The organism is Micromonospora sp. NPDC049201, from assembly GCF_055586805.1.
The window spans coordinates 73,710-97,145 of the sequence record NZ_JBVJHM010000011.1 but is presented as its reverse complement, the minus strand read 5'-3'; the positions used below and the strand labels follow the sequence as shown (position 1 = coordinate 97,145).

Genomic DNA, 23,436 nt, shown 5'->3' with positions numbered 1-23,436 from the left:
CGGCCCTCGGAAGCCGCTGAGCGCGGCCGGGGACTGGTGAGGAGGGCGCGTGCCGGATCCGATTACCGTCGCCTCCGGCATCTCCGCCGCCGGCGCGCTGCTCTCCGCCTGGCAGCTCCGCCGCCGGGCCGTACGCGCCGAGGCCGAGCTGGAACTGCTCCAAGCGGAGCTGGCCGCCGAGCGGCACGCCGCCAGCCACGACCCGCTCACCGGGCTGCCCAACCGCCGCGCCTTCTTCCGGCTGGCCGCCACCCTGCTCACCGATCCCGCCGGGCAGCCCCTGGTAGCGGTGGTGCTCGACCTGAACGGCTTCAAACAGATCAACGACCGCTACGGGCACGCCGCCGGGGACCAGGTGCTGGTCAGCGTGGCCCAACGACTGGCCGCCTTCGCCGGCAACAACCTGGTGGCCCGGCTCGGCGGTGACGAGTTCGCCGGCCTGCTGGCCAGCCCCACCGCCGACCGGCGCTGGATCGAGCACGCCACCCGCCGGCTCTGCGAGGCGCTGGCCGCGCCGATCCCGCTCGGCGGGCGCAGCATCCGGGTCACCGCCTCGGTCGGGCTCGCCCCGGTGCACGGCCCCGCCCAGCTCGCGGACGCGCTGTGCCGCGCCGACGCCGCCATGTACGAGGCGAAGACGCTCGGCGCCGTCCGCGCACCACGCCAACTCGTCGCCGAGCACTGACCCGCCCCACGGTCAGCGCCGGCCGGCCTCCGGACGGGCGTGGACTCCGGGCCGGTGGCTCAGCGCCAGCCGTAGCCGGTGCGCAGCGCCTGGCCGACCCGGTCGAACCGGGGCCGGTCCAGCACCGCGCCCTCCCGGCGGATGCTGTCCTCGCGCATGGTGAGCACCCGGTCCAGGCGCACCCAGCTCGGCCGTCGGTCCCGGTCCCACTCCCCCGGGCCGAGCGACAGCCAGTGCCGCTGGCCGTCCCGCTCGCCCTGACTGGACAGCATCAGCCCGAACAGTGTGCGGCTCTGCCGGCCCACCACCAGCACCGGCCGGTCCTTGCCCTGCCGGGGGTCGTCCTCGTAGGGCACCCAGGTCCAGACGATCTCCCCCGGGTCGGCCTGCCCGTCCGGCTCCGGCGCGTACGACAGCTCGCGGCGCTGCAACGCGCTGACCTGGCGCCGGCGCGCGACCTGGGCCGGGATCGGTCCACCCGGGCGGGCCGGCGCGGCGGCGCCCCCGGTGATCCGACCCAGCCGGGACGCCACGTTCCTCAACAGACCTGCCACGGCCCGCAGCCTAGCGGGTCGGCGCGCGGGGGAAACCGGTGGCGGCCCACCGCCCGGTTCGCCACCATGCAGCGGTGACCGTTCCCCGCCACCAGATCCGGGCCGCCTTCACCGACGGCACCGTCACCGTCTACCAGGCGTACCCGGCGGAGATCGCCGACCCGGCGCTGGCCGCCGGCCGGTTCGTGCCACCGTTCAAGCGGGAGCGGATGACCTGGATCAAGCCGTCGTTCCGCTGGATGATGTACCGCTGCGGCTGGGCGCTCAAGCCCGGCCAGGAACGGGTGCTCGCGGTCGAGATCAGCCGCGCCGGGTTCGAGTGGGCGCTTCGGCACGCCTGCCTCAGCGACCACGACCCGCGGCTGCACCCGGACCGGGACGCCTGGCGTCGGGCTCTGCGGGCCAGCCCGGTCCGCGTGCAGTGGGACCCGGAACGGTCGCTGCGGCTGGCCCCGCTGTCCCACCGGTCGGTGCAGGTGGGGCTCTCCGGCGAGGCGGTCCGGCGGTACGTCGACGAGTGGCTGGTCGGCCTCACCGACGTCACCGCGCTGGCCCGGTCGGTGCACGGCCGGCTCACCGCCGGCGACGAGGCCGGCGCGGCGGCGCTGCTCCCGCGGGAACGGCCGTACCCGTTGCCGCCGGAGGTGGCCCGGGTGATCGACGCCGACTGACCGTCCGGGCCGGGCCGGCGACACCCCGACGGCGGTCCGGGTGGCGGGCCCGGCGGACGGTCAGCCGGGGCGGCGGGCCAGGACGAGCGTGGTGCGCAGGTCCAGCAGGACCGTGCCGCCGAAGCCGTCGACCGCGGCGCCGACCGCGGCGCGGACCCGCTCGCGCAGCTCCGGCGGGCGGCGCAACTGCGGTGAGAACGTGTCGACGAGCCGCAGGTAGGCGGCGGTGTCCAGCGGCACCGACCGGCGGAACCGGGACAGTCGCAGGTCGGTGAAGCAGCCGCTGTCGGCGATGTCGTCGTGGAACCAGCCGTCGGCCCGGTCGCCCCGGTCGTCCGGGTCGGCGGCGGTGAACGCGGCCCGGATCGCCTCGGCCTGCGCCGCCTCGACGTAGGCGTAGCGGTGGCTGAGGACGGCGAGCGTGCCGCCGGGACGCAACGCGTCGTGCGCGCGCCGGTTGCGGGTGGCCGGGTCGAGCCAGTGCCAGGCCATCGCACAGGCCAGCACGTCGACGCCGCCGGCCGGCGGGGGCCACTGCTCGAAGCTCGCGGTCACCACGTGGACGCCCGGGAACCGCTCGGCGAGCACAGTGGCCATCCGCGCGTCCGGCTCGACGCAGGTCGTGGCCGCGCCGAGACCGAGCAGCACGGCGGTGGCCAGCCCGGTGCCGGCGCCGATCTCGACAAGGGTGCCGGGCGGGCCGCCGTGGTAGGCCCGGATCGCGTCCGCGAGCGCGGTCGGGTAGCCCGGTCGGGCCTCGTGGTACGTGCCGGCCGTCTCCCCGAACAGTTGCGACATGGCCGCCATCCTCCCAGATCCGGGCGGTGTCGGATGACCGTCACGCGCCACGCTCGGTCCACCCGCCTCCGGTCGCCACGATGGCAGAGGGGTGAGGGGGACGACCGTGGGTGCATTCCTTCAGGTGCTTGTCACGAAGATGGCCGAGGAGTTGCTGAAGCTGCTGCTCGGGTGGCTCGCCCCGACGGTGTTGCGGTCCGTGCCGCACCCGGCCCCGCCGGACTGTCCGCGCTGCGGTGGGTACGGCGTGGCACGGTGGGCGCCGCGGCGGGCCACGACGGTGTTCGTGCTCGGCGTGATCGTGTTCGGGTGGGGATTCACCGCGACCGTGTTCGGCGTACCCGTGGTCGTGCTGCTCGTCGCGGTCGGGGTGCGTACCGCGTGGGCGGGTGATCCGGCGGCGGCGCTGCCGGCCCTGGCCGCGCCGCTGGGCCTCGCGGTGTCCGGGGCGGTGATGCTCGCGGGCGCCGCCGCGATGGCCTGGTACCACAGCTTTCCGCCGCGGCTGTGCCGGCGCTGCCACGGCCGGTGGCCCCGGCGGGACCGGGCGGAGTACCTGCGGATGGTGCGGTCGGTGGTGTTCGCCTGCCGGTGCGGCCGGCGCCTGCGCGCGCCGGGACGGCCGCCCGGGGTGCGCGTGCGCTGTCCCCGTTGCGGCGCCGAACAGGCCGCGCCAACCGTGGCGACGCGGGTCACGAGGGTTCCCTTCCGCTCCCGGAAGCGCTGAGCGGGGCCCTGTCTACGCTGCCCGGCATGGAGTTGCCACACGATCTGCCGCTGTTCGAGCGCCGCGCCGTGCGGCTGGTGGTGCTCGACACCGCCGACCGGCTGCTGCTGTTCCACACCCGCGACCCGGAGCATCCCGACCTGGGCGTGTGGTGGGAACTGCCGGGCGGTGGGCTGGACCCGGGTGAGACGTACCGGGAGGCGGCGGTGCGCGAGCTGCGCGAGGAGACGGGCATCGTGGTCGCGCCGGGTGAGATCGGCGCGCCCACCTGGCGGCGGCGGGCCAGTTTCCGGCATCGGCAGCGTCGGCACCTCCAGGACGAGGTGGTGGTGCCGGTGCGGCTGCCCGGGCCGGGGCCGGACGTGGACGGCGCCCAGCGGATGGACTACGAGGTGGAGGACTACTTCGGATTCCGTTGGTGGTCGGTGGCCGAGGTGCTCGCGGAACGGCCACGCTGCTATCCCGGCCGACTGCCGGAGCTGCTGCCGACGTTCCTGGCCGGCGAGGAGATCGACGAGCCGTTCGAACTGTGGTCCTGAGCCGGCGTGCCGACGGGCGCATCAACCGGCAGAGTGGGACGGGTGAATCCACTCCACACCCCCCTGGCCCGGTACGCCGAGCGGCTGCACACCGCCGCCGGCGACACCCACCACGTCGCGTCGCCGCTGGGCGCGTGGCTGCTGCTGGCGCTCACCGGTCCGGCCGCCACCGGGCAGGCCCGGGCGACGCTCGGCGAGGCGCTCGGGGTCGACCCGGACGACGCCGCCGCGTCGGCCCGCGCGCTGCTGGCCGCGCCGCACCCGATGGTCGCCGCGGCCACCGCGCTGTGGGAGCGGACACCGTTCGAGGAGTTGACCCGGTGGCGGGCCGGCCTGCCCGAGCGGACCGAGCGCGGACCACTGCCCGACCAGACGGCGCTGGACGCGTGGGCCCGGGAACGCACCGGCGGCCTGGTGCGGCGGTTCCCGGTCGACGTCGCGCCGGAGACGCTGCTCGTCCTGGCCAGCGCGTTGGCCACCCGGGTGTCCTGGGCCGACCCGTTCGAGCTGGCGCCGGCCGGGGAGCTGGGCGCGGGCAGCGCATGGGCCGACCGGCTGCGGCAGGTGCTGCGGACGCCCCCGGTCGGGCACCGGTGCGCGGTGGTGGGCACCGAACGGGCCGGTGACGTCGCGGTGCACGTGGCGCCGGCGCGCGCGGGCGACGACGGCGCCGGGATGCTGGTGGTGTCCGTGGCCGCCGCGCCGCAGGTGCCGTCCGACGTGGTGCTGGCCGCCGCGCGGCAGGTGGCCGTGACCGTCGCCGACGTGCCGGACGGGCCGGTGCCCGGGCAGCGGTCGTTGTTCGACCTGCCGCTGGGCGAGAGCCCGCTCTGGACGGTGCGTGAGCAGCCGACCCGGACGTTCGCCCGGGACGGCCGGGAGGAGCGCGCCACCGCCGTGCTGCCGTGCTGGGCGGCGGAGAGCCGGCACGACCTGACGTCGGCCGGGTTCGGCTTCGACGCGGCGGCGCGGGCGCTGGGCGGACTGCTCGGGTTGGCCGAGCCGCCGTTCGCCGCGGCGCAGTCGGCGGTGGCCCGGTTCGGTCGCTACGGCTTCGAGGCCGCCGCGGTGACCGCGTTCGGGATGGTGGCCGGGCTGCCTCCGGAGGGCGTGGCCCGGGTCGCCGACCTGCGCTTCGGCCACCCGTACGCGGTGGTGGCGGTGGCCACGGACGCCGCCGGCGGCCCGTGGCACGCCCTGCCCGTCTACTCCGCGTGGATCACGGACCCGGCGGAGGTGCCCGCCGAGGAGGCCGCCTGACGCGGGCCCGGGTCAGGCACGCGGGCCCAGGAACAGGCCGCCACTCGCGTCGATGACCTGCCCGGTGACCCAGCGTGCCGCGTCGGAGGCGAGAAACACGACCACGTCGGCGACGTCACCGGGCTCGCCCAGCCGGTCGAGCGCCGTCATGCCGGCGATCAGCTCGACCAGGCCGGGGGTCGCGAACGCCGGCCCGTTGGTGGCGGTCCGGGTGGCGCCGGGCGCGACCGCGTTCACCGTGATGCCCCGCGCGCCGAGCTGGTTGGCCAGGGTCCGGGTCATCGTCTCGACCGCGCCCTTGGTCATGGCGAACGAGGTCTGGGTGGCGTTCGCCATCCGGGTCGCCACGGACGAGATCGTGACGATCCGGCCACCGTCCCGGAGCAGCGGCAGCGCGCGTTCGACGACGAAGTAGGGCGCGCGGACGTTGACCGCGAACAGGTGGTCGAAGGCGGCCCGGGTGGTGGCGCCCAGCGGGCCCGCGGGTGGCGCCGCGGCGTTGTTGACCAGGATGTCGAGCGGTCGCCCGGCCAGGACGGCTTCGACGCCCGCGAACAGCGTGTCGACGTCGCCCGCCACGCCGAGTTCCGCCCGGACGGCGTGCGCCGTGCCGCCGGCGCGGGTGATCTGCTCGACCGTCGCGTCGGCGCCGCCGCGGTCCGTGCCGAAGTGCGCCACGACGTCCGCTCCCCGCGCGGCCAGTCGGATCGCGACGGCCTGCCCGATGCCGCGCGACGCGCCGGTCACCAGCGCGGTCCGGCCGATCAGGTCAGTCATGATGTGAGTCGCTCCCAACATGGTAGTAACTATCAGTGCGATAGTGTCTATCACGTGGGAGAGCGGCAATCAACGTTGCGCGCGCAACGCCGAGCGGAGACGCAGCGCATGATCCAGGCGCATGCGGTGCGGTTGTTCGTCGAGCGCGGGTACGACGGCACGACGGTCAACGACGTCGCCGACGCGGCAGGCGTGTCCCCGATGACGGTCTACCGACACTTCCCCACGAAGGAGGATCTGGTCCTCGTGGACCAGAACGGCCCGCTGGTGGCGGCGCGGATCGCCGCCACGCCGGCCGGGCAGCCGCTCGTACGGCGTATCGGTCGCGCGCTCATCGACTCGACGCGGACGCTGATCAGGGAGGACGACCGGTTCCTACTGGCCCGCCTGCGCCTGATGATCTCGACGCCCGCGCTGCGGGCCCGGCACCTGGACAACCACCACGCGCTGCAACAGGCCATCGTGGCCGGCCTCGGGGACGAGGCCGGCGAACCGGAGGCGGCGTTCCGGGCCGCGGCGGCGGCCGGCGCGGCGCTGGCCGCCATGCACATCGCGCTGGTGCGGTGGGCGCAGGACGACGGCCGCGGCGACCTGCCCGACCTGATCGCGACCGCGCTGGCGGCGGCCTTCGGCGACGACACCCTCCGGACCGGCGACTCCTGACCAACGGCCTGGTCGACGGGACGCGGCTGGTCCGAGAGCGGCCTGAGCGCTCGCCCCGAGCCGCCCGTCGGAACGGCCACGCGTCCGGCGGGCCGCGACGCCCGACCGGGAGCCGTCAGCCGGAGGTCGCGGCCCGGGGCCCGTACCGCTCGGCGGCACGCGCCTTGGCTTTCGCGGCCTCCACCTCGCGATCCTTGGACGGCGCCGTGGTCACGAGGCTGTCCAGCAGGGTGCGGGTGGCCGCGGTGACGGCACGGACCGCCTCGTCGAACACCGCCTGGTTGGCCGCGGACGGCCGGGTGGCGCCGCTGACCTTGCGCACGTACTGCACGGCGGCGGCTTCGATCTCGTCATCGGTCGCGGGCGGCTCGAAGTTGTGGAGCACGCGAATGTTCCGGCACATGCCTCCACCATGCCAGGCCGCACCGACACCCGCACCGACCGAGGCTTGACAGGCCGCCGCCGGGTGCGGCACCGTTGCCCCGACCACGCGATCGGCGTGGCACTGCGCATGAGGGAATGACGCCTGTGATCCAGGTAGGCCGAGCGGCCGCCTGAGTGTCGACCGCGCGACGGATGACCCGTCGCGCCGTACGGCAACGGTTCGGCGGTCCGACGCATGTCCGCCCACCGTCGTTTCTCTCCTGCATCGAGGTGCTACGTTGATCATGGATGCTCGCGTCCAACAGAGCGTCGTCGCCACCCTGTCGGCACGCCCCGCGGCCCTGGAAGTGGGGCCGTTCGTGGTGGGTTTCGACCCGACCACGGTCAGCCCGCACATCAACTACGCCACGCCGCGTCCGGGCGAGGCCGTCAGCGCGGCCGACGTCACCGCGCTGATCGACGCCTTCCGGGCGGCGGGTCGTCGCCCCCGCCTGGAGTACGTCGCCAGTTGCGCCCCCGCCCTGGAGTCGCTGCTGCTCGCCGCCGGGTTCGTCCCGGAAGCCCGGCACACCTACCTGCTCTGTGTGCCGGACACCCTGCGGACACCACCCACGCCCGACGACGTCGCACTTGTCGAACCGGGCGACGACGGCCAGCGGGCCGCGCTGATCGGCGCGCAGAACGACGCCTTCGGCGAGGCCGCGACGGCCTCCGCCGCGGACGTCGCCCGGCTCCGGCGGCAGCAGGAGGCCGGCGGCGTGGCCGTCATGGCGGTCACCGGGTCCGGCGCCTGCGCGGGCGGCGGCGGGGCGGCCCGGCCCACCGACGGGGTGAGCGAGGTGGCCGGCATCGCCGTCCGCGAGCCCTACCGCCGCCGGGGACTGGCCGGCGCGATCACCGCCGAGGCGACCCGGCGGCTCTTCGCCGCGGGGGCCGAGGTCGCCTGGCTGGAGGCCGGCGGCCCGGAGTCGTGGCGGGTGTACCAGCGCGTCGGCTACCGGCCCGCCGGTGAGCGCCTCTACCTCGTCATGAACTGAACCCCCCGACGAGCAAGGAGTTCGCGTCGGCCCCGGGCTCGGGAACCGACGCGAACTCCTTGATCAACAGGGCGGGGCGGGAACAGGCCCCGGTCAGACCGGGACGGCCTCCCGGGTCTCCGCCTTGGCCGCCAGGCGCTTCTCCCGCTCCTGGGCGCCGATCAGGTCGTCCGGCAGGGAGTCCTCGACCTCCAGGTCGAAGCGACGCAGCAACCGGATCCCGAAGCCGCCCAGGGTGATCAGGATCAGGACCACCCCGAAGCAGACGTACGCGAAGCCGATGCCCCGGCCCGGACCGGTACCGATCACCTCGCCCACGCTGCCGGCCAGCGACCCGCCCGGGGCGAGCATCGGCTCGAACAGCGCGGTGGCGGCCGGCGCCAGCAACGCGAACCCGATCGGCAGCGTGGACCACGAGATGGTCTGGTTCAGGCTGAACACCCGACCGTGGAAACGCTGCGGCACCTTCACCTGGACGATCGTCGCGTAGATCGACTGCGCGGTGGTCATCGCCATGGCCAGCCAGCAGAAGCCCACACAGATCATCACGATCGAGGCGTCCAGCCCGATCAGCACGCAGCCGATCGCGGTGCCCAGGTTGCCGATCAGCACGCCGATCATCCGGCGCTTGCGCGGCCCGCCCCACAGCGACATCAGCACGCCGCCGAGCACCGCGCCCACCGCCTCGGCGAGCGCCACCTGCGCCACCTGCGTCGGGCTGCCGAACGACAGCACCAGCGGGGTGGTGAGCACCAGCGCCGGGGCCAGGAAGATGTTGCCCAGCGCGAAGTAGCCGAGCATCAGCCGGAACCCGCGGTGCTGCCACGAGTAGCGCATACCGTTCGCGATGGCCACCAGCAGCCGTTCCCGGGGCCGCCAGCCGAGCAGGTCCGGGAAGCGGACCACGGCCAGCGTGAGCACCGCGACCACGTAGCTGGCCACGTCGACGATCAGGATGCCCTTGAGTTCGATGGCGGCGAGCAGGCCGGCGGCGAACGCCGGCATGAGCAGCGTGGCCACGCCGGTGGAGAGCTGGGTGATGCCCATCGCGTGCCCGAGGTAGCGCTTCGGCACGAGCTGCGGCACCGCCGACTGGAACGCGATCCGTTGGAACGACCCGGCCACCGAACTGAACGCCACCAGCAGGTAGATGTGCCAGAGCACCAGGTTGTCGGTCCACAGCAGGGCGGCCAGCACCAGTTGCACCGAGCCGGCGACGGAACTGGCCAACATCATGATCCGGCGCCGGCTGACCCGGTCGACCAGCGCGCCGGCCACCGGCAGCATGAGCACGCCGCAGATCAGCGCCAACGCCCAGAGCAGACCGAGGTCGGCCACCGAGCCGGTGCGGTTGAACAGCCAGATCGGCAACGCGAACGCGGTCAGCGCCGAACCGGTGCTGGAGACGAGCTGCCCGATCGTGACCGCCAGGAACCGGCCCATGCTCGGCTTGACCGTGGTGGCCGGCTTGCCGGTGTCACCGACCCGGAGCATGTCGTGCACCGCCCAACCGGCGTCCTCGCCCCGGGCCTCCGGGTCCAGGCCGGTGAGGTCACCGGCCACCACCGCGGGATGGGTGCGGGTGACGATCTCGGCCAGCTCCTCGGCCCGGTACTTGAGGAAGAAGTGCCCGGCCTGGTCGAGCACGACCAGCCCGAGCGTGTCGCTGAGGAACTGCCACTCGGCGTACCGCTCGCGGTAGTAGTCGGTGACCGGGTCCTCGGAGCCGACCACCGAGATGATCGGCGCGCGCAGTTTCGTCGCCTGCCGGTCCAGCAGCCGGGTGAAGTACTCCTCCGAGGCGCGGGAGTCGGCCCGCATGTTGCTGATGATCCGGTCGGCCTGCTCCGGGTCCAGCTCGTCGGTGTCCACGCCCATCGACTTCAGCCAGCTCGCGTAGTGCTTGTTGCTGCGGAGCTGCTCCAGCCGGTTGCGCGCGGCGGCGAACGGGCCCTTCGGGCGGGCGAACGGGAACATCGCGCCGATGTAGACGGCGGCCAGGTCCCGGCCGGCCGCCTCCACCTTGCGGGCCACCTCGGCGACGATCGCGCTGCCCACGCCGCAGTGGCCGTAGAGCGCGATCGGGCCCTCGACCCGCTCCACGATCTCGTCCGCGACCCGGGTGGTCAGCTCGTCGAACGGCAGCGCGTCCTCGCTGAGACCGACGTCGTGGCCGGGGATGGCGAGCGACCACAGTCCGTACCCGGCCGGCAGCGCGTCCGCGAGCGGCTGGTAGACGATGGCGCTGCCGCCGCCGTACGGGACGCAGACGTACGTCAGCACCCGCTTGGCCACCGGGATCGGCTTGGTCAGCTCGTAGAGCAGCCGGCGCGGCCCCTCCTGGGTGGCGTCACCGGAGATGAACGCGGCCAGGTCCCGGATGGTGCGCTTCTGGAACAGGTCCATCACGCCGACCGCCCGGCCGCCCAGCTCCGCCTTGCGGATCTTGGCGACCACCTGGGTGGCGAGCATGGAGTGCCCGCCCAGGTCGAAGAAGTCGTCGTCGATGCCGAGCGTCTCCACGCCCAGCACCTCCGACCAGATCGCCGCGAGGGCCCGCTCGGTGTCGTCCCGCGGCTCGACGAGCGCCACCGACGCCTCGCGGGTGACCACCGGCGCGGGCAGCGCCTTGCGGTCGAGCTTGCCGTTCGGGGTCAGCGGCAGCGCGTCGAGCGTGACGAACGCGGCCGGCACCATGTACTCCGGCAGCGTGTCCTTGAGCGCCGCCTTCAGCGCGGCGTGCTCGGCCGCCCCCACCAGGTACGCGGTGAGCCGCTTGTCGCCCGGGCTGTCCTCGCGGACGATCACCGTGGCCTCGGTGACGTCGGGCTGCTCGCGCAGCGCGCTCTCGATCTCGCCCAGCTCGATGCGCAGGCCGCGCAGCTTGACCTGGTGGTCGATCCGGCCGAGGAACTCGATCACCCCGGCGCCGTCCGGCCCGACGACCCAGCGGGCCAGGTCGCCGGTGCGGTAGAGCCGGGCCCCCGGCTCGCCAGAGAACGGGTCGGGAACGAACTTCTCCGCGGTCAGCGCCGGCCGCCGGTGGTAGCCGCGGGCCAGGCCGACGCCACCGATGTGCAGCTCACCGGCGACGCCGACCGGGCACTGCGCCCCCGACGCGTCGAGCACGTGCAGCCGTAGGTTCGCGATCGGCGCGCCGATCGGCACGCTCGTCACCTGCGCCAGCCGCTCCGGCTCACACGCCCAGGAGGTGACGTCGATGGCCGCCTCGGTCGGGCCGTACAGGTTGTGCAGGCCGCACCAGGGCAGCCGGGCGGTGAAGTCGACCGCCGAGGTCAGCGGCAGCTCCTCGCCGGAGCAGATCACCCGCCGCAGCGCGGTGGCCGCCTCGACGCCCTCCTCGGCCAGGAACACCGTCAGCATCGACGGCACGAAGTGGGTGGTGGTGATCCGCTCGGACACCAGCAGGTCGCGCAGGTAGCCGGCGTCCTTGTGCCCGCCGGGCTTGGCCAGCACCAGCCGGGCGCCGGTGCGCAGCGGCCAGAAGAACTCCCAGACCGACACGTCGAAGCTGGCCGGCGTCTTCTGGAGCACCGCGTCGTCGGCGCCGAGACCGTAGGTCCGCTGCATCCAGTCGAGCCGGTTGACGATGCCCCGGTGGGTGTTCGGCACCCCCTTCGGGCGGCCGGTGGAACCGGAGGTGTAGATGACGTACGCCAGGTGTTGCGGCCCGGCCACCGGCGTCGGGTCGGTGACCGGCTGGTCGGCCCAGACCGTCGCGTCGTCGAGGTCGAGCACGGTGGCGGTGGTGGCCGGCAGCACGTCGCGCAGGTGCGACTGGACCAGCACCACCGGCGCGTCCGCGTCGGTGACCATGAAGGCCAGCCGGTCCGCCGGGTACTCCGGGTCCAGCGGCAGGTAGGCGCCGCCGGCCTTGAGCACGCCGAGCAGGCCGGCGACCAGCTCGACCGAGCGTTCCGCGCACACCCCGACCAGCGTCTCCGGGCCCACGCCGGCCGCGCGCAGCCGGTGCGCGATCCGGTTGGCCTCGGCGTTCAGCTCCGCGTACGTGCGGCTGGTCCCGTCGATGGTGACCGCGACCGCGTCCGGGGTGGTGGCGGCGCGCTCCTCGACCGGGCCGTGCAGCGTCTCGTCGCGGGGGAAGTCCGCCGCGGTGTCGTTCCAGCCGGCGAGCAGCTCCCGCTCGACGTCGGACAGCAGCGGCAGCCGGGACACCGGAGTGTCCGGCGCGGCGACGATCGCGTCCAGCAGCGCGGTCCACCGCCGGGCCATCCGCTCGACCGTGGCCCGGTCGAACAGGTCCGTGTTGAAGACCAGCTTGCCCCAGAGCCCATCGACGGTCTCCACCGCGTGCAGCTCGAAGTCGAACCGGGTGGCCTGCAACTCCATCGGGGTCCACTCGAACGTGACCTCGTCGGAGCGGGACACGCCGCGGAAGCGGCCCATCTCGTAGTTCTGGAGCACGAACATGGTCTGGAACACCGGCGAGCGACTCACGTCGCGCGGCAGGCCCAGCTCGTGCACCACCTTGGCGAACGGCACCTCGGCGTGCTCGAAACCGTCGAGCACGCTGCGCCGGGTGCGGGCCAGCAGCTCGGTGAAGGTCGGGTCGCCGGCCAGCTCGGCCCGCAGCGGCAGCATGTTGATGAACATGCCGACCACGTTCTCCAGCTCCGGCGCGGACCGGCCGGCCACCGACGCGCCGACCGCGAAGTCGTCCTGACCGGCGTGCCGGGCCAGCAGCACCTGGTACGCCGACAGCAGCGTCATGAACAGCGTGCCGCCGCTGTCCCGGGTGAGCGCGTTGAGCGCCTCGGTGGCCGCCGGGTCGAGCTGGAACTCGACGAAGTCGCCCCGGTAGGTCTGGGTGGCCGGGCGGGGCCGGTCCAGCGGCAGCTCCAGCGGCGTGATGCCGGCGAGGCGCTGCTTCCAGTAGTCGACGTGCGCCCGGGCCTGCGGACCGTCCAGCTCCTGGGCCTCCCAGACGGCGAAGTCGCCGTACTGGATCGGCAGGGCCGGCGGCTCACCGCCCCGGTACAGCGTGATCAGGTCGCGCAGCAGCACGTCCACCGACCAGCCGTCACCGACGATGTGGTGCTGGCCGAGGAACAGCACGTGGTCCGAGGCGGACAGCCGGATCAGCAGCGCGCGCAGCAGCGGGCCGTGCGCCAGGTCGAACGGCTCGGCCGCCGCCGCGTCGACGAGCGCCTGCGCGGCGGTCTCGTCGGCGGCCTCCACCACGGTCAGCGGCACGTCCGGGGTGTCGGCGACCACCACCGTGGGGCGGCCGTCGGCGTCGGCCGGGAATCGGGTGCGTTGCGACTCGTGCCGGGCGGCGAGCGCGGCCAGGGCCGCGCGCAGCGCGTCGACGTCGAGCGGTCCACGCACCCGCAGCGGCACCGCGATGTGGTACGCCGCCTCGCCCGGGGCGAGCTGGTCCATGAACCAGACCCGCTCCTGGGCGTAGGACAGCGGCACCGGCGCGCCGTCGGGCCGGGGGGTGATCCGGGCCGCGGGGGCGGACTGGCGGGCGCGCAACCGCTTGGCGATCAGCGCCTGCCGGGCCGCCTCGCGGGCCGGATCCTTCAGGTCGGTCATCAGTTGGTTCCCTCTTCCGCCGCGAGCAGCGCGGCGACCTCGGAGTCGGAGAGGCCGTCGAGTTCGGCGGCGATCCGCTGTTCGATCTGGCCGGCCAGGTCGGCCACCACGGGGCTGGAGAACAGCGCCCGCATGGGCAGGTCGACGTCCACCTCGGCGCGGATCCGGGCCATCGCCCGCATGCCGCGCAGCGAGTTGCCGCCGAGCGCGAAGAAGTCGTCAAGCGCGCCGACCTTCTCCACCTGGAGGATGTCGGCGTACACCTCGGCGACCAGCGCCTCGGCCTCGGTACGCGGGGCGACGTAGCTGTCCTCGGCCGGTTCGGTGGCCGCCGGGGCGGGCAGCGCGGCACGGTCCAGCTTGCCGTTGGGCGTCAACGGCAACGTGTCCAGCCGGACCAGGGCGGCCGGCACCAGGTGCGCCGGCAGCTCGCGGGCCAGCTCGGCGCGGACCGAGTCCTCATGGGCGGGCCCGACCAGGTAGCCGACCAGCATCGGCTCGCCACCGTCGGTGCGCACCGCCGCGGCGGCGGCCCGTACGTCCGGGTGGGCGAGCAGCGCGGCCTCGACCTCGCCCAGCTCGATCCGCATGCCCCGCACCTTGACCTGGTCGTCGCGGCGGCCCAGGTAGTCGAGCGTGCCGTCGGGACGCCAGCGGGCCAGGTCGCCGGTGGCGTACATGCGCGTGCCGGACGGGCCGTACGGACAGGGCAGGAAGCGCTCGGCGGTGAGGCCGGGCCGGTCGTGGTAGCCGCGGGCGAGCTGCGCGCCGGTGACGTACAGCTCGCCGACCACGCCCGGTGGGACCGGCTGGCCCGCGGCGTCGAGCAGCAGCGCGCCGGTGTTCCAGGTGGGCGTGCCGATCGGCACCGGGCCGGGCGGGACCGGTTCGCCGGGGGCGATCCGGGCCGCGACGCAGCCGACGGTGGCCTCGGTCGGGCCGTACTCGTTGACCACCGCCACGTCGGGGTGCGCGGACCGCCAGCCGGCGAGCTGCTCGCCGCTGAGCGCCTCGCCGCCGATCACCAGGTCGACCGTCGGCGACAGCTCGCCGTCGAGCAGCGGCAGGTGGCTCGGGGTGACCTTGAGGAAGGACGGCCGGCCACCGGCCCGCGCGGCCGGCGAGTCGATCGCGGCGAGCCGCACCGTGCCGCCGGCGGTGAGCGTGCCGAGCAGGCCGGTGACGGTGAGGTCGAACGAGACCGGCGAGTGCAGCAGCGCGGTGCCGGCCAGCCCCGGGTAGGTCGCCCGGGCCCAGGCCAGGTAGGCGGCGACCGCCCGGTGCTCGACCACCACGCCCTTCGGGCGGCCGGTGGAGCCGGAGGTGTACAGCACGTACGCCGGGTGCTCGGGGCGCAACGCGGCGACCCGGTCGGCGTCGGTGAGGTCGTCGCCGGGCTGGTCCGCGCCGATCTCCCCGTCGAGCACCAGCGCGTCGCCGGGTACCGACGCGGCGGTGTCCGCGGTGGCCACCACCAGTGCCGGAGCGGCGTCGGCCAGCAGGTAGGCGATCCGCCCGGCCGGGTACGCGGTGTCCACCGGCACGTACGCGGCGCCGGTCTTGAGCACCGCGAGCATCGCCACCACCAGCTCGCAGGAACGGGGCAGGGCGAGCGCGACCCGGGTCTCCGGGCCGGCGCCGCGCGCCACCAGCAGCCGGGCCAGCCGGTTCGCGGCGGTGTTCAGCTCGGCGTAGCTGAGCGTCACGCCGTCGCAGACCAACGCCGGCGCGTCCGGGGTGGCGGCGGCCTGCCGCTGCACCTCGTCGGTGACGGTGGCCGCCGGCAGGTCGTGCGCGGCGCCGGTCCCGGCGCGCAGCACCAGGTCCCGCTCGTCGTCGGTGAGCAGCGGCAGCGCGCCGACCGGGCGGTCCGGCTCGGCCACTCCGGCGGCGAGCAGCCGCACGTAGCGCCGCGTCACCGTCTCCGCGGTCGCCCGGTCGAACAGCGCGGTCCGGTAGACCAGGCGGCACTCCCCGGTGGTGATGTCGAACGCCAGGTCGTCCTTGGTGGTGCCCAGCTCGACCGGGTCGAGGCCGGAGTCCGGGATCCAGTTCAGCGCGGTCTGGAAGATCGGCTGCACGGACGGGTCGCGCTGCGGGTCCACCGCCTCGACGATCTTCTGGAACGGGGTCTGCCCGTGTTCCATGGCGTCGATCAGGCCGTTGCGCACCCGGCCGAGCAGGTCGGTGAAGGTCGGGTCGCCGGAGACGTCGCAGCGCAGCGCCACCGGGTTGACGAACATCCCGATCAGCGACGCCAGCTCCGGGTTGTCGCGGCCCGCGGTGGAGACGCCGACCACCACGTCGGTGTCGCCGGAGATCCGCGACAGCAGCGCCGCGAAGCCGGCCAGCAGCACCATGTACGGGGTGGCCTGCGCGCCGACCGCCAACGCGCCGACCCGGTCGAGCAGCCCGTCGGGCAGCGTGAACCGCACCTCGTCGCCGGCGAAGCCGAGCTGGGCCGGACGGGACCGGTCCAGCGGCAGGCCGGTGACGGCCGGGGCGCCGGCCAGGTGGCCGGTCCAGAACGCGAGCTGCCGGTCCAGTTCGTCGCCGGTGAGCTGCTGGCGCTGCCAGACCGCGAAGTCGGCGTACTGGATCGGCAGCTCCGGCACGGCGGGCTCGGCGCCGGTGCGCGCCGCCTCGCAGAACGCGGCCAGTTCGGCGTGGAACAGCACCGCCGAGTGGCTGTCGAAGACGGCGTGGTGCGCCACGAACGCCAGCGCCCAGGCGTCGTCGAGGCGGAACAGCCGGGCCCGCCACGGCGGCGGCGCGTCCAGCGGGATCGGGGTGCGGCCCAGCTCGGCGCGGAGCCGCTCGAACTCGGCCAGCCGCTCGCCGGCCGGCAGGTGACTCAGGTCGGTGGTGGGCAGCGGCACCGGCTCGTGGGCGCGCACCACCTGCACCAGCGCGCCGTCGTCGACGCGCAGGTGGGTACGGAGCGCCTCGTGCCGGGCCACCACCCGGTTGACCACGTCGCTCGCCGCCTCGGCGTCCACGTCGGCCGGGAAGGCCCACGGGATGGAGACGTTGAACACCGGCGAGCCGGCGTCGAGCTGGTTGGCCATCCACACCCGCTCCTGGGCGTACGAGGCCGGGAACGTCCACTCCCGCTGGCTCATGAGAGCGCCTCGCGTACCGAGCGGGGGCGCATGTCGGTCCAGACCTCGTCCACGTGGGCCAGGCACTCCTCGCGGCTGCCGGCGAAGCCGGTGTCGTGCCAGCCGGCGGGCAGCTCCCGGTCGGCCGACCAGATCGAGTACTGCTCCTCGTCGTTGCGGACGACCAGGAATCGGGATTCGGCCATGTCAGTTCGCTCCAGCGGTGTCGGGGGTGTACGCCTCGGCCATCGCCACGGCGATCTTGCGGGGGCCGGTGAACGGCTCCCGGCCGTGCGCGGCGGTCATGTTGTCGACCACCAGCACGTCGTCGCGCTGGTAGTCGAAGCGGACCGTGGCCGCCCGGTAGGCGGCCCGCAGGTGGTCCATGACGTCGGCGGGGATCTCGCCGCCGTCGCCGTAGTAGGTGTTCGACGGCAGCCCGTCGGCGCCGAACATGGCCAGCAGCCCCTCCTGGTAGTCCGCCGGCAGCGTGCTCAGGTGGAAGAAGGTGGCGTGGTTGAACCAGCGCGGCGTGTCCGAGCCGGGCCGGTAGTGCACCGCGTCGCGGACCGCGCGGGTACGCAGGCCGTCCGTGCCGACCCACTCCACGGTGATGCCGTTGGCCGCCGCGTACGCCTCCACCTCGGCGCGGCTCTCCGTGTTGAACACCTCCTGCCAGCGGGTGCCGAAGTCGCCGTGGAAGTTGCGCATCAGCATCCAGCGACGCCTGACGAACTCCTCCCGGACCGCGGGGTCGATCAGCTCGTACACCCGGCGCACGTCGGCCAGCGGGGTGGCGCCCCGGGTCTCCGGCGGGGTGACGCAGTAGAAGAACAACGTCAACGGCCACCGCGCCTGGTACGAGTTCTCGTTGTGCAGGAAGATCTCCTCGTCCGGCGGGTAGTCGGTCGAGGTGTAGACCCGGCCCTTGATGGAGTGCCGGGGCGAGGAACGCTCGGTGTAGGTCAGCGGCTCGCCGGCCAGCGCGCGCACGGCGGCGTCGAAGCCGTCCACGCCGCCGAGGTCGAAGCCGCGGAACAGCAGCCCGCCGCTGGCGACGAGCGTGTCCCGCAGCTCGGCGCGCCGGGCCGCGATCAGGTCGGTCAGCGCCCGGCCGTCGTTCTCGACGACCACCGGGAGCGTGGCGGTTGTCTCGCTCATGGTGCGGTGTCTCCTTGTTCCGTCGGGGGGATGTCAGCCGCGGGGCAGCCGCGGAATGGCCGGGATCGCCGCCGGGGCGGCCGGTTGGTCGGCGGGCGCCTCGGCGCGCAGCTCCTCGATCCGGGCCGCCAGGCCGGCCACGGTGGGGGTCTCGAAGAGGCTGCGCATCGGCAGCCGCACCCCGGTCGCCTTGCGCATCGCGGCGATGAGCTGCACGGCGACCAGCGAGTTGCCGCCGAGGGCGAAGAAGTCGTCGTCCACGCCGACGTCGGTGACGCCGAGGCCGTCCTGCCACACCTGGGCGACGGTCTTCTCCAGCTCGGTACGCGGGGCGGCCGAGCCGCCGCCGGTGGCGGCCGAGGCGACGACCGGGGCGTCGGTCTCCTCCGCCAGGCTGTCCGTGGTGACCCGGGCCGCCCGACGCCGGATGTCGGCGACCGTGCGGGTGGCGATCACCACCTGCGCGCCGAGGCCCGCGCCGAGGCTGCGGCGGAACGCCTCCGCGCCGTCGACCGGCCGGATGTCCTCGGTGACCGCGTCCGGCGCGTCGGCCGTCGCCGGCGCCTCGGCGAGGTTGCCGGTGACCGCGCTCTGGTCGACCCGGCGCAGCACGAAGTCGCTGATCGCGACCAGTTCCCGACCGTCCGGGTCACGCAGCGACAGGTCGGCGGCGACCACCTCGTCGGTGGCGGCCGGCCGGTGCCGCAGGTGACTGTGGAACGTCGCCGGCAGCGTCCCGCGCACCGTGATCCGGCCGTACGACAGCGGCAGGTACGTGCCGTCGCCCTGCCCCCGGCCGAACGCGGTGGCCACGTCGAGCAGCGCCGGGTGCAGCCCCCAGGACGGCAGGTCGGCCAGGGCCGCGGCGGGCGCCTCCACCCGGGCCAGCTCCTCGCCCTCGGCGAGGTGGTGCTCGGCCAGCGCCGCCCAGCGCGGCCCGAACGTGAGCATGCTGGTGCGGCCCCGGCCGAACGAGGCGTCGTCGTCGACCCGCCGGCCGGCCACCTCGGCCGGGGCGGCCGGCGGCGCGGGCTCGGTGGTCCAGCCGGCCGTGCCCCGCACGTGGGCGCGCAGCCGGCCGGCGGCGAGGCTGGCCACGGTGAAGTCCACGCCCTCCTCGGTCGGGGCCAGCTCCACCCGGTACTGCGCGACGGTGCCGTCCGGCACCGAGAACGGCTCCAGGAAGACCACGTCGCGCAGCTCCACCGCGGCGTCCGGGGCCGGCGCGGGCAGCGCGGCGACCACGGCGGCGCGCACCGACTCCAGGTGGGCGGTGCCGGGCACCACCGGCACCCCGCCGATCCGGTGCTCGTCGAGCAGCCAGTGGGTGTCGGCCGCGACCAGGCCGTGCAGCACGACGCCGTCCGGGCCGGTGACCATGGTGGTCAGCACCGGGTGGGTGACCGGGCTGGTCAGGGTGTCCCGACCGGCGGCCCGGAACGCGGCCGGCGCGGCCGTCTCCACGGCCATGCCGACCTCGGCCCAGCCGCCCCAGTTCTGCGACACCACCGGCGCGCGGAACCCGGCGCCGGAGCGCGCGAACGCGTCCAGCACGTTGTTCGCGGCGCAGTAGTCGACCTGACCGAAGCCGCCGATCACCGCCGTGATCGACGAGCAGAGCACCACGAAGTCCAGCGGCAGGTCGCCGAAGACCTGGGCCAGGGCCAGCGTGCCGGCCAGCTTCGGGGCGAGCACCCGCTCCGCCTCGGCCCGCTCCTTGACCTCGGCCATGCCGCCGCCGGGCAGGCCGGCGGCGTGCACGATGCCGTCCAGCCCGCCGAACCGGCGCTCCGCCTCCGCGCGGACCCGACGCAGGTCGTCCGCGTCGGTGACGTCCGCGGCGAGCACCAGCACCTCGGCGCCGGCCGCCTCCATCCGGCGGATCGCCGCGATGGCCCGGCCGGCCCGGTCGGCGCCGCCGTGCACCGCCAGGTGCGCGTCCCAGTCGTCGCGCTCGGGCAGACCGGAGCGGGCCAGCAGCACCAGCTTGGCGCGGGCCCGGCGGGCGAAGTCCTCGGCCAACGTGACGCCGATGCCGCCGAGCCCGCCGGTGATCAGGTAGCGGCCCTCCTCGCGCAGCACGCCCGGCTCGTCCTCGGCGGCCACGGTCACCTGCTCGTAGCCGCCCACCCAGCGCCGGTCGCGGCGCAGCGCCACCTCCGGGTGCTCCGGGTCGACCGGGCTGCGCAGCTCCACCGCCAGGGCGGCCACGCCGCGCGCCGCCGGGTCGGCGTCGAGCAGCCGGACGGTCAGGCCGGGCAGCTCGGCCGGCAGCACCCGGGCCAGACCGGCAAGCGCGGCGTGCTCCGGCCGGACCAGGTCGTCGCCGCGCACGTCGCCGATGCCGGCGGTGACCAGGTCGAGCCGGACGCCCGCCTCGTCGCCGGTCAGGCCGGCGCCGGCGAGCGCCTGCACCAGGTGCAGCGCGCCGAAGAAGCCGCGCTCCTGGGCGGCCCAGGCGGCGGCGATGTCGGTGCCGGCCGGCTCGCCGTCCAGCGCGAACGCGTGCACGATCCGCCGGGGCAGGTCCGCGCCGAGCGCGGCGACCAGTGCCTCGGCGTCCTCGCGGGCGCCGGGGCGCAGCCGGAAGCCGTTGGCGGTGGCGGCGAACACGCCGCCGACGCGTACCTCGACCGGGTCGTCGCCGGCGGCCCGCAACGCCGCGACGAGCGCCTCGCCGCGCGGGCCGTCGGCCAGCACCAGGCACCGGCCCAGCGGCTCGACGGTCCGGGCCGGCGCGGCCTGCCGCCACACCGGCACCGCGAACCACTCCGGCAGCGGGCGCGGGCCGGTCTCGGCCGGGGCCGCCGCCACCTGCTCCACCGGGTCCGGCTCGACCCAGTAGCGGCGACGCTCGAACGGGTACGTGGGCAGCGGCACCCGCCGCGCGTCGGGGTCGACGGCGAGCGTCACCGGCACGCCGGCACACCAGAGCGCGCCGGCGGTGCCGAGCAGCGTGGCCAGGTCACCGGTCGGCTCCCCCGGGCCGGGCAGGCTGCCCAGCGGGGTGAGCGCGCGCTGCGCCTCGCCGGCCTTCGCGACCTGCATCCGGGCCAGGTTGGCCAGTTGCCGGCCGGGGCCGCACTCGACGAGCGCCCAGGTGCCCTCGGCGAGCAGCGTGGCCACGCACGCGCCGAAGCGGACCGGCCGGCGCAGGTGCGCGGCCCAGTACGCCGGGTCGGTGGCCTCCGCCTCGGTGATCCAGGTGCCGGTCACGTTGGACACGAACGGCACCGCCGGCGCGCGCAGCGGCACGCTCGCCATCAACGCGGTGAACTCGTCCAGGATCGGGTCCATCATCGGCGAGTGGAACGCGTGCGAGGTGCGCAGCAGCTTCGACTTCTGCTTGCTGCCCAGGCTCTCCGCGAACGCCTCGACCAGCGCGGTCTCGCCGGCCACCACGCAGGTGCCGGGGCCGTTCACGGTCGCCACCGACAGACCCTCGGGCAGCCGCTCGGCCACCGCCGACTCGTCGAGCGTGACGGCCAGCATGGACCCGGCCGGCAGCGCGTGCATGAGCCGGCCCCGGGCGGCCACCACCTTCAGCGCGTCGGCCAGGTCGAGCACGCCGGCGAGCGTGGCGGCGACGTACTCGCCGATCGAGTGGCCGACCATCGCGGCCGGGGTGACGCCGGCGGCCCGCCAGGCGGCGGCGAGCGCGTACTCGACGGTGAACAGGGCCGGCTGGGTCCAGCGGGTCTCGGTGAGCTTCGTCGCCGCCTCCGGGTCCCGGCCCAGGATCAGGTCCCGGATGTCCAGGCCCAGCTCGGGGCGGAGCAGCTCGGCGCACTCGTCCACGGCGGCGGCGAACGCCGGGTCCTCGGCGTACAGCTCGGCGCCCATGCCGGCGTACTGCGCGCCCTGCCCGCTGAACAGGAACGCCACCCGGGGGGCCGGGCCGTCGGCGACGCCCCGGTGCGCCTTGCGCTTGTCGCGCAGCGCGGCGGCGGCGGTCTGCGGGTCGCCGGCGACCACGGCGGCGCGGTGGGCGTACCGCTGACGGCCGACGCGCAGCGTGTGCGCGACGTCGGCGAGCAGGTCGGGACCGCCGGCGGTGGCGCGCTCCAGGTGGTCGGCGAGGTCGCGCACGGCGGTGTCCAGCGCGGTCGGGGTCTTCGCCGACACCTGGAGCAGGTGCGCCGGACGCACCCGCCGCTCGGTCCGGTACGCGGCCGGCGCCTCCTCCAGCACCACGTGCGCGTTGGTGCCGCCGATGCCGAACGAGCTGACCCCGGCCCGGCGCGGCCCGCCGTCGGCGTCCCACTTGGTCAGCGTGTTCGCCACGTAGAACGGGGTGTCGGCGAAGTCGATGGCCGGGTTCGGCGACTCGTAGTTGATGGTCGGCGGGATCAGCCCGTGTTCCATGGCGAGCACCGTCTTGATCACGCTGACGATGCCGGAGGGCTGGCTGAGGTGGCCGATGTTCGACTTCACCGAGCCGATGCCGCACCAGCCCCGGTCGTCGGTGTCCTTGGTGTAGACGGCGGAGAGCGCGGCGACCTCGATCGGGTCGCCCAGTGCGGTGCCGGTGCCGTGCGCCTCGACGTAGCTGATGGTGCGCGGGTCGATCCCGGCCAGCCCGACGGCCTGGGCGACGGCCTCCATCTGCCCGTCGATGCTGGGGGCGGTGAAGCCGACCTTGCCGGCGCCGTCGTTGTTGATCGCGTTGCCGAGCACCACCGCGCGGATCGTGTCGCCGTCGGCGATCGCGTCGGAGAGCCGCTTGAGCAGCGTGACGCCGACGCCGCTGCCCCACACCGTGCCGTTGGCGTCGGCGTCGAACGGCCGGCACCGGCCGTCCGGCGAGGTGAAGCCGTCCATGCCCAGGTAACCGGCGTGCGGCAGCTCGATGTTGACGCCGCCGGCCAGCGCCATGTCGCACTCGCCGTTGCGCAGCGCCTCGCAGGCCAGGTGGAACGCGACGAGCGAGGTCGAGCAGGCGGTGTGCACGGTCATGCTCGGGCCGCGCAGGTCCAGCCGGTACGACACGTTGGTGGCCACGTAGTTCGGCGAGTTGCCGGTGGCGATGGAGACCGCACCGTGCGGGTTGCCGCCGACGCGCTTGTTGCGCAGCACGTAACGGTTGAGGTAGGTGGTGCCGCCGCTGCCGGCGTAGACGCCGACCGCGCCGTCGTAGCGACCCGGGTCGTAGCCGGCGTCCTGCAACGCGGTGTAGCAGGTCTCCAGGAACAGCCGGTGCTGCGGGTCGGTGGTCTCGGCCTCGCGGGCGGTCATCCCGAACAGGCCGGCGTCGAACTCGTCGTAGCCGTCGACGAGCGGGGCCCGGTTCACCCAGCTCGGGTCGTCGACCTCGTCGGCGCTGACGCCCCGGGCGAGCTGCTCCTCACGGGTCAGCTCGGTCGTCGACTCCACGCCGTCGACCAGGTTGCGCCAGAACTCGTCGACGTCGGCCGCGCCGGGCAGGCGGGCGGCCAGCCCGACGATCGCGATGGGCTCGATGCCGTCGTCGTCGGCGGCGGGAATATCGTTCTGCATGGG

Annotated in this window: 16 protein-coding genes; 7 read left to right on the top strand and 9 right to left on the bottom strand. The window is 74.8% G+C overall.

The annotated features are described in order from the left end of the window. Positions 1-49: 49 nt before the first annotated feature. Positions 50-685: a GGDEF domain-containing protein gene (locus tag ACZ6O5_RS23535; protein WP_465979974.1), complete on the top strand. Its 636-nt coding sequence runs from the start codon at positions 50-52 to the stop codon at positions 683-685. A 59-nt stretch (positions 686-744) separates the two neighbouring features. On the opposite strand, the gene ACZ6O5_RS23530 is transcribed toward ACZ6O5_RS23535, so the two are convergent. Beyond that, positions 745-1,239, bottom strand: a complete 495-nt coding sequence (locus ACZ6O5_RS23530) for a type II toxin-antitoxin system PemK/MazF family toxin (RefSeq protein ID WP_465979973.1) — start codon at positions 1,237-1,239, stop codon at positions 745-747. 74 nt (positions 1,240-1,313) lie between these two features. On the opposite strand from ACZ6O5_RS23530, the gene ACZ6O5_RS23525 reads away from it, so the two are divergent. Beyond that, complete coding sequence (locus tag ACZ6O5_RS23525; RefSeq protein WP_465979972.1) at positions 1,314-1,910, top strand: DUF4291 domain-containing protein; 597 nt, start codon at positions 1,314-1,316, stop codon at positions 1,908-1,910. A 60-nt stretch (positions 1,911-1,970) separates the two neighbouring features. Here the strand turns inward: ACZ6O5_RS23525 and ACZ6O5_RS23520 are convergent, their stop codons facing one another. Continuing rightward, complete coding sequence (locus ACZ6O5_RS23520; protein ID WP_465979971.1) at positions 1,971-2,708, bottom strand: class I SAM-dependent methyltransferase; 738 nt, start codon at positions 2,706-2,708, stop codon at positions 1,971-1,973. A 106-nt stretch (positions 2,709-2,814) separates the two neighbouring features. Here ACZ6O5_RS23520 and ACZ6O5_RS23515 point away from each other — a divergent pair, with 106 nt between their 5' ends. From ACZ6O5_RS23515 to ACZ6O5_RS23505, 3 genes are read left to right on the top strand one after another with little or no spacing between them, the layout of a single operon-like run. After that, positions 2,815-3,435, top strand: a complete 621-nt coding sequence (locus ACZ6O5_RS23515; protein ID WP_465979970.1) for a hypothetical protein — start codon at positions 2,815-2,817, stop codon at positions 3,433-3,435. A gap of 26 nt (positions 3,436-3,461) precedes the next feature. Then, positions 3,462-3,974 (top strand): NUDIX hydrolase, encoded by a 513-nt coding sequence (locus ACZ6O5_RS23510; protein ID WP_465979969.1) that lies wholly within the window; start codon positions 3,462-3,464, stop codon positions 3,972-3,974. A gap of 42 nt (positions 3,975-4,016) precedes the next feature. Beyond that, positions 4,017-5,234 carry a hypothetical protein gene (locus ACZ6O5_RS23505; protein ID WP_465979968.1) on the top strand — a complete coding sequence of 406 codons (1,218 nt, stop codon included), beginning with the start codon at positions 4,017-4,019 and terminating at the stop codon, positions 5,232-5,234. 12 nt (positions 5,235-5,246) lie between these two features. Here the strand turns inward: ACZ6O5_RS23505 and ACZ6O5_RS23500 are convergent, their stop codons facing one another. Further along, the gene (locus tag ACZ6O5_RS23500; protein ID WP_465979967.1) at positions 5,247-6,011 is read right to left on the bottom strand and encodes an SDR family NAD(P)-dependent oxidoreductase; all 765 of its coding nucleotides are present in this window, start codon (positions 6,009-6,011) and stop codon (positions 5,247-5,249) included. A gap of 108 nt (positions 6,012-6,119) precedes the next feature. On the opposite strand from ACZ6O5_RS23500, the gene ACZ6O5_RS23495 reads away from it, so the two are divergent. After that, positions 6,120-6,674 carry a TetR/AcrR family transcriptional regulator gene (locus ACZ6O5_RS23495; protein WP_465979966.1) on the top strand — a complete coding sequence of 185 codons (555 nt, stop codon included), beginning with the start codon at positions 6,120-6,122 and terminating at the stop codon, positions 6,672-6,674. 115 nt (positions 6,675-6,789) lie between these two features. On the opposite strand, the gene ACZ6O5_RS23490 is transcribed toward ACZ6O5_RS23495, so the two are convergent. Further along, on the bottom strand, positions 6,790-7,077 hold the full coding sequence (locus tag ACZ6O5_RS23490; RefSeq protein WP_465979965.1) for a DUF2277 domain-containing protein: 288 nt from the start codon (positions 7,075-7,077) through the stop codon (positions 6,790-6,792). Positions 7,078-7,342: 265 nt separating this feature from the next. On the opposite strand from ACZ6O5_RS23490, the gene ACZ6O5_RS23485 reads away from it, so the two are divergent. Then, positions 7,343-8,095 carry a GNAT family N-acetyltransferase gene (locus ACZ6O5_RS23485; protein WP_465979964.1) on the top strand — a complete coding sequence of 251 codons (753 nt, stop codon included), beginning with the start codon at positions 7,343-7,345 and terminating at the stop codon, positions 8,093-8,095. A 93-nt stretch (positions 8,096-8,188) separates the two neighbouring features. Here the strand turns inward: ACZ6O5_RS23485 and ACZ6O5_RS23480 are convergent, their stop codons facing one another. From ACZ6O5_RS23480 to ACZ6O5_RS23460, 5 genes are read right to left on the bottom strand one after another with little or no spacing between them, the layout of a single operon-like run. Then, positions 8,189-13,675 carry an amino acid adenylation domain-containing protein gene (locus ACZ6O5_RS23480; protein WP_465979963.1) on the bottom strand — a complete coding sequence of 1,829 codons (5,487 nt, stop codon included), beginning with the start codon at positions 13,673-13,675 and terminating at the stop codon, positions 8,189-8,191. Beyond that, entirely contained in the window at positions 13,675-16,797 is a 3,123-nt protein-coding gene (locus ACZ6O5_RS23475; RefSeq protein ID WP_465979962.1) for a non-ribosomal peptide synthetase, read from the bottom strand. Before ACZ6O5_RS23475 ends, ACZ6O5_RS23480 begins: the two co-directional genes overlap by 1 nt. After that, positions 16,794-16,982, bottom strand: coding sequence for an MbtH family protein (locus ACZ6O5_RS23470; protein WP_043324625.1), 189 nt, complete (start codon positions 16,980-16,982; stop codon positions 16,794-16,796). Before ACZ6O5_RS23470 ends, ACZ6O5_RS23475 begins: the two co-directional genes overlap by 4 nt. Position 16,983: 1 nt before the next feature. Next, positions 16,984-17,937: a TauD/TfdA family dioxygenase gene (locus tag ACZ6O5_RS23465; protein ID WP_465979961.1), complete on the bottom strand. Its 954-nt coding sequence runs from the start codon at positions 17,935-17,937 to the stop codon at positions 16,984-16,986. A 33-nt stretch (positions 17,938-17,970) separates the two neighbouring features. Next, a complete protein-coding gene (locus tag ACZ6O5_RS23460) occupies positions 17,971-23,433 on the bottom strand; it encodes a type I polyketide synthase (protein ID WP_465979960.1) in 5,463 nt (1,820 codons plus the stop codon). Between the last annotated feature and the right edge of the window lie 3 nt (positions 23,434-23,436).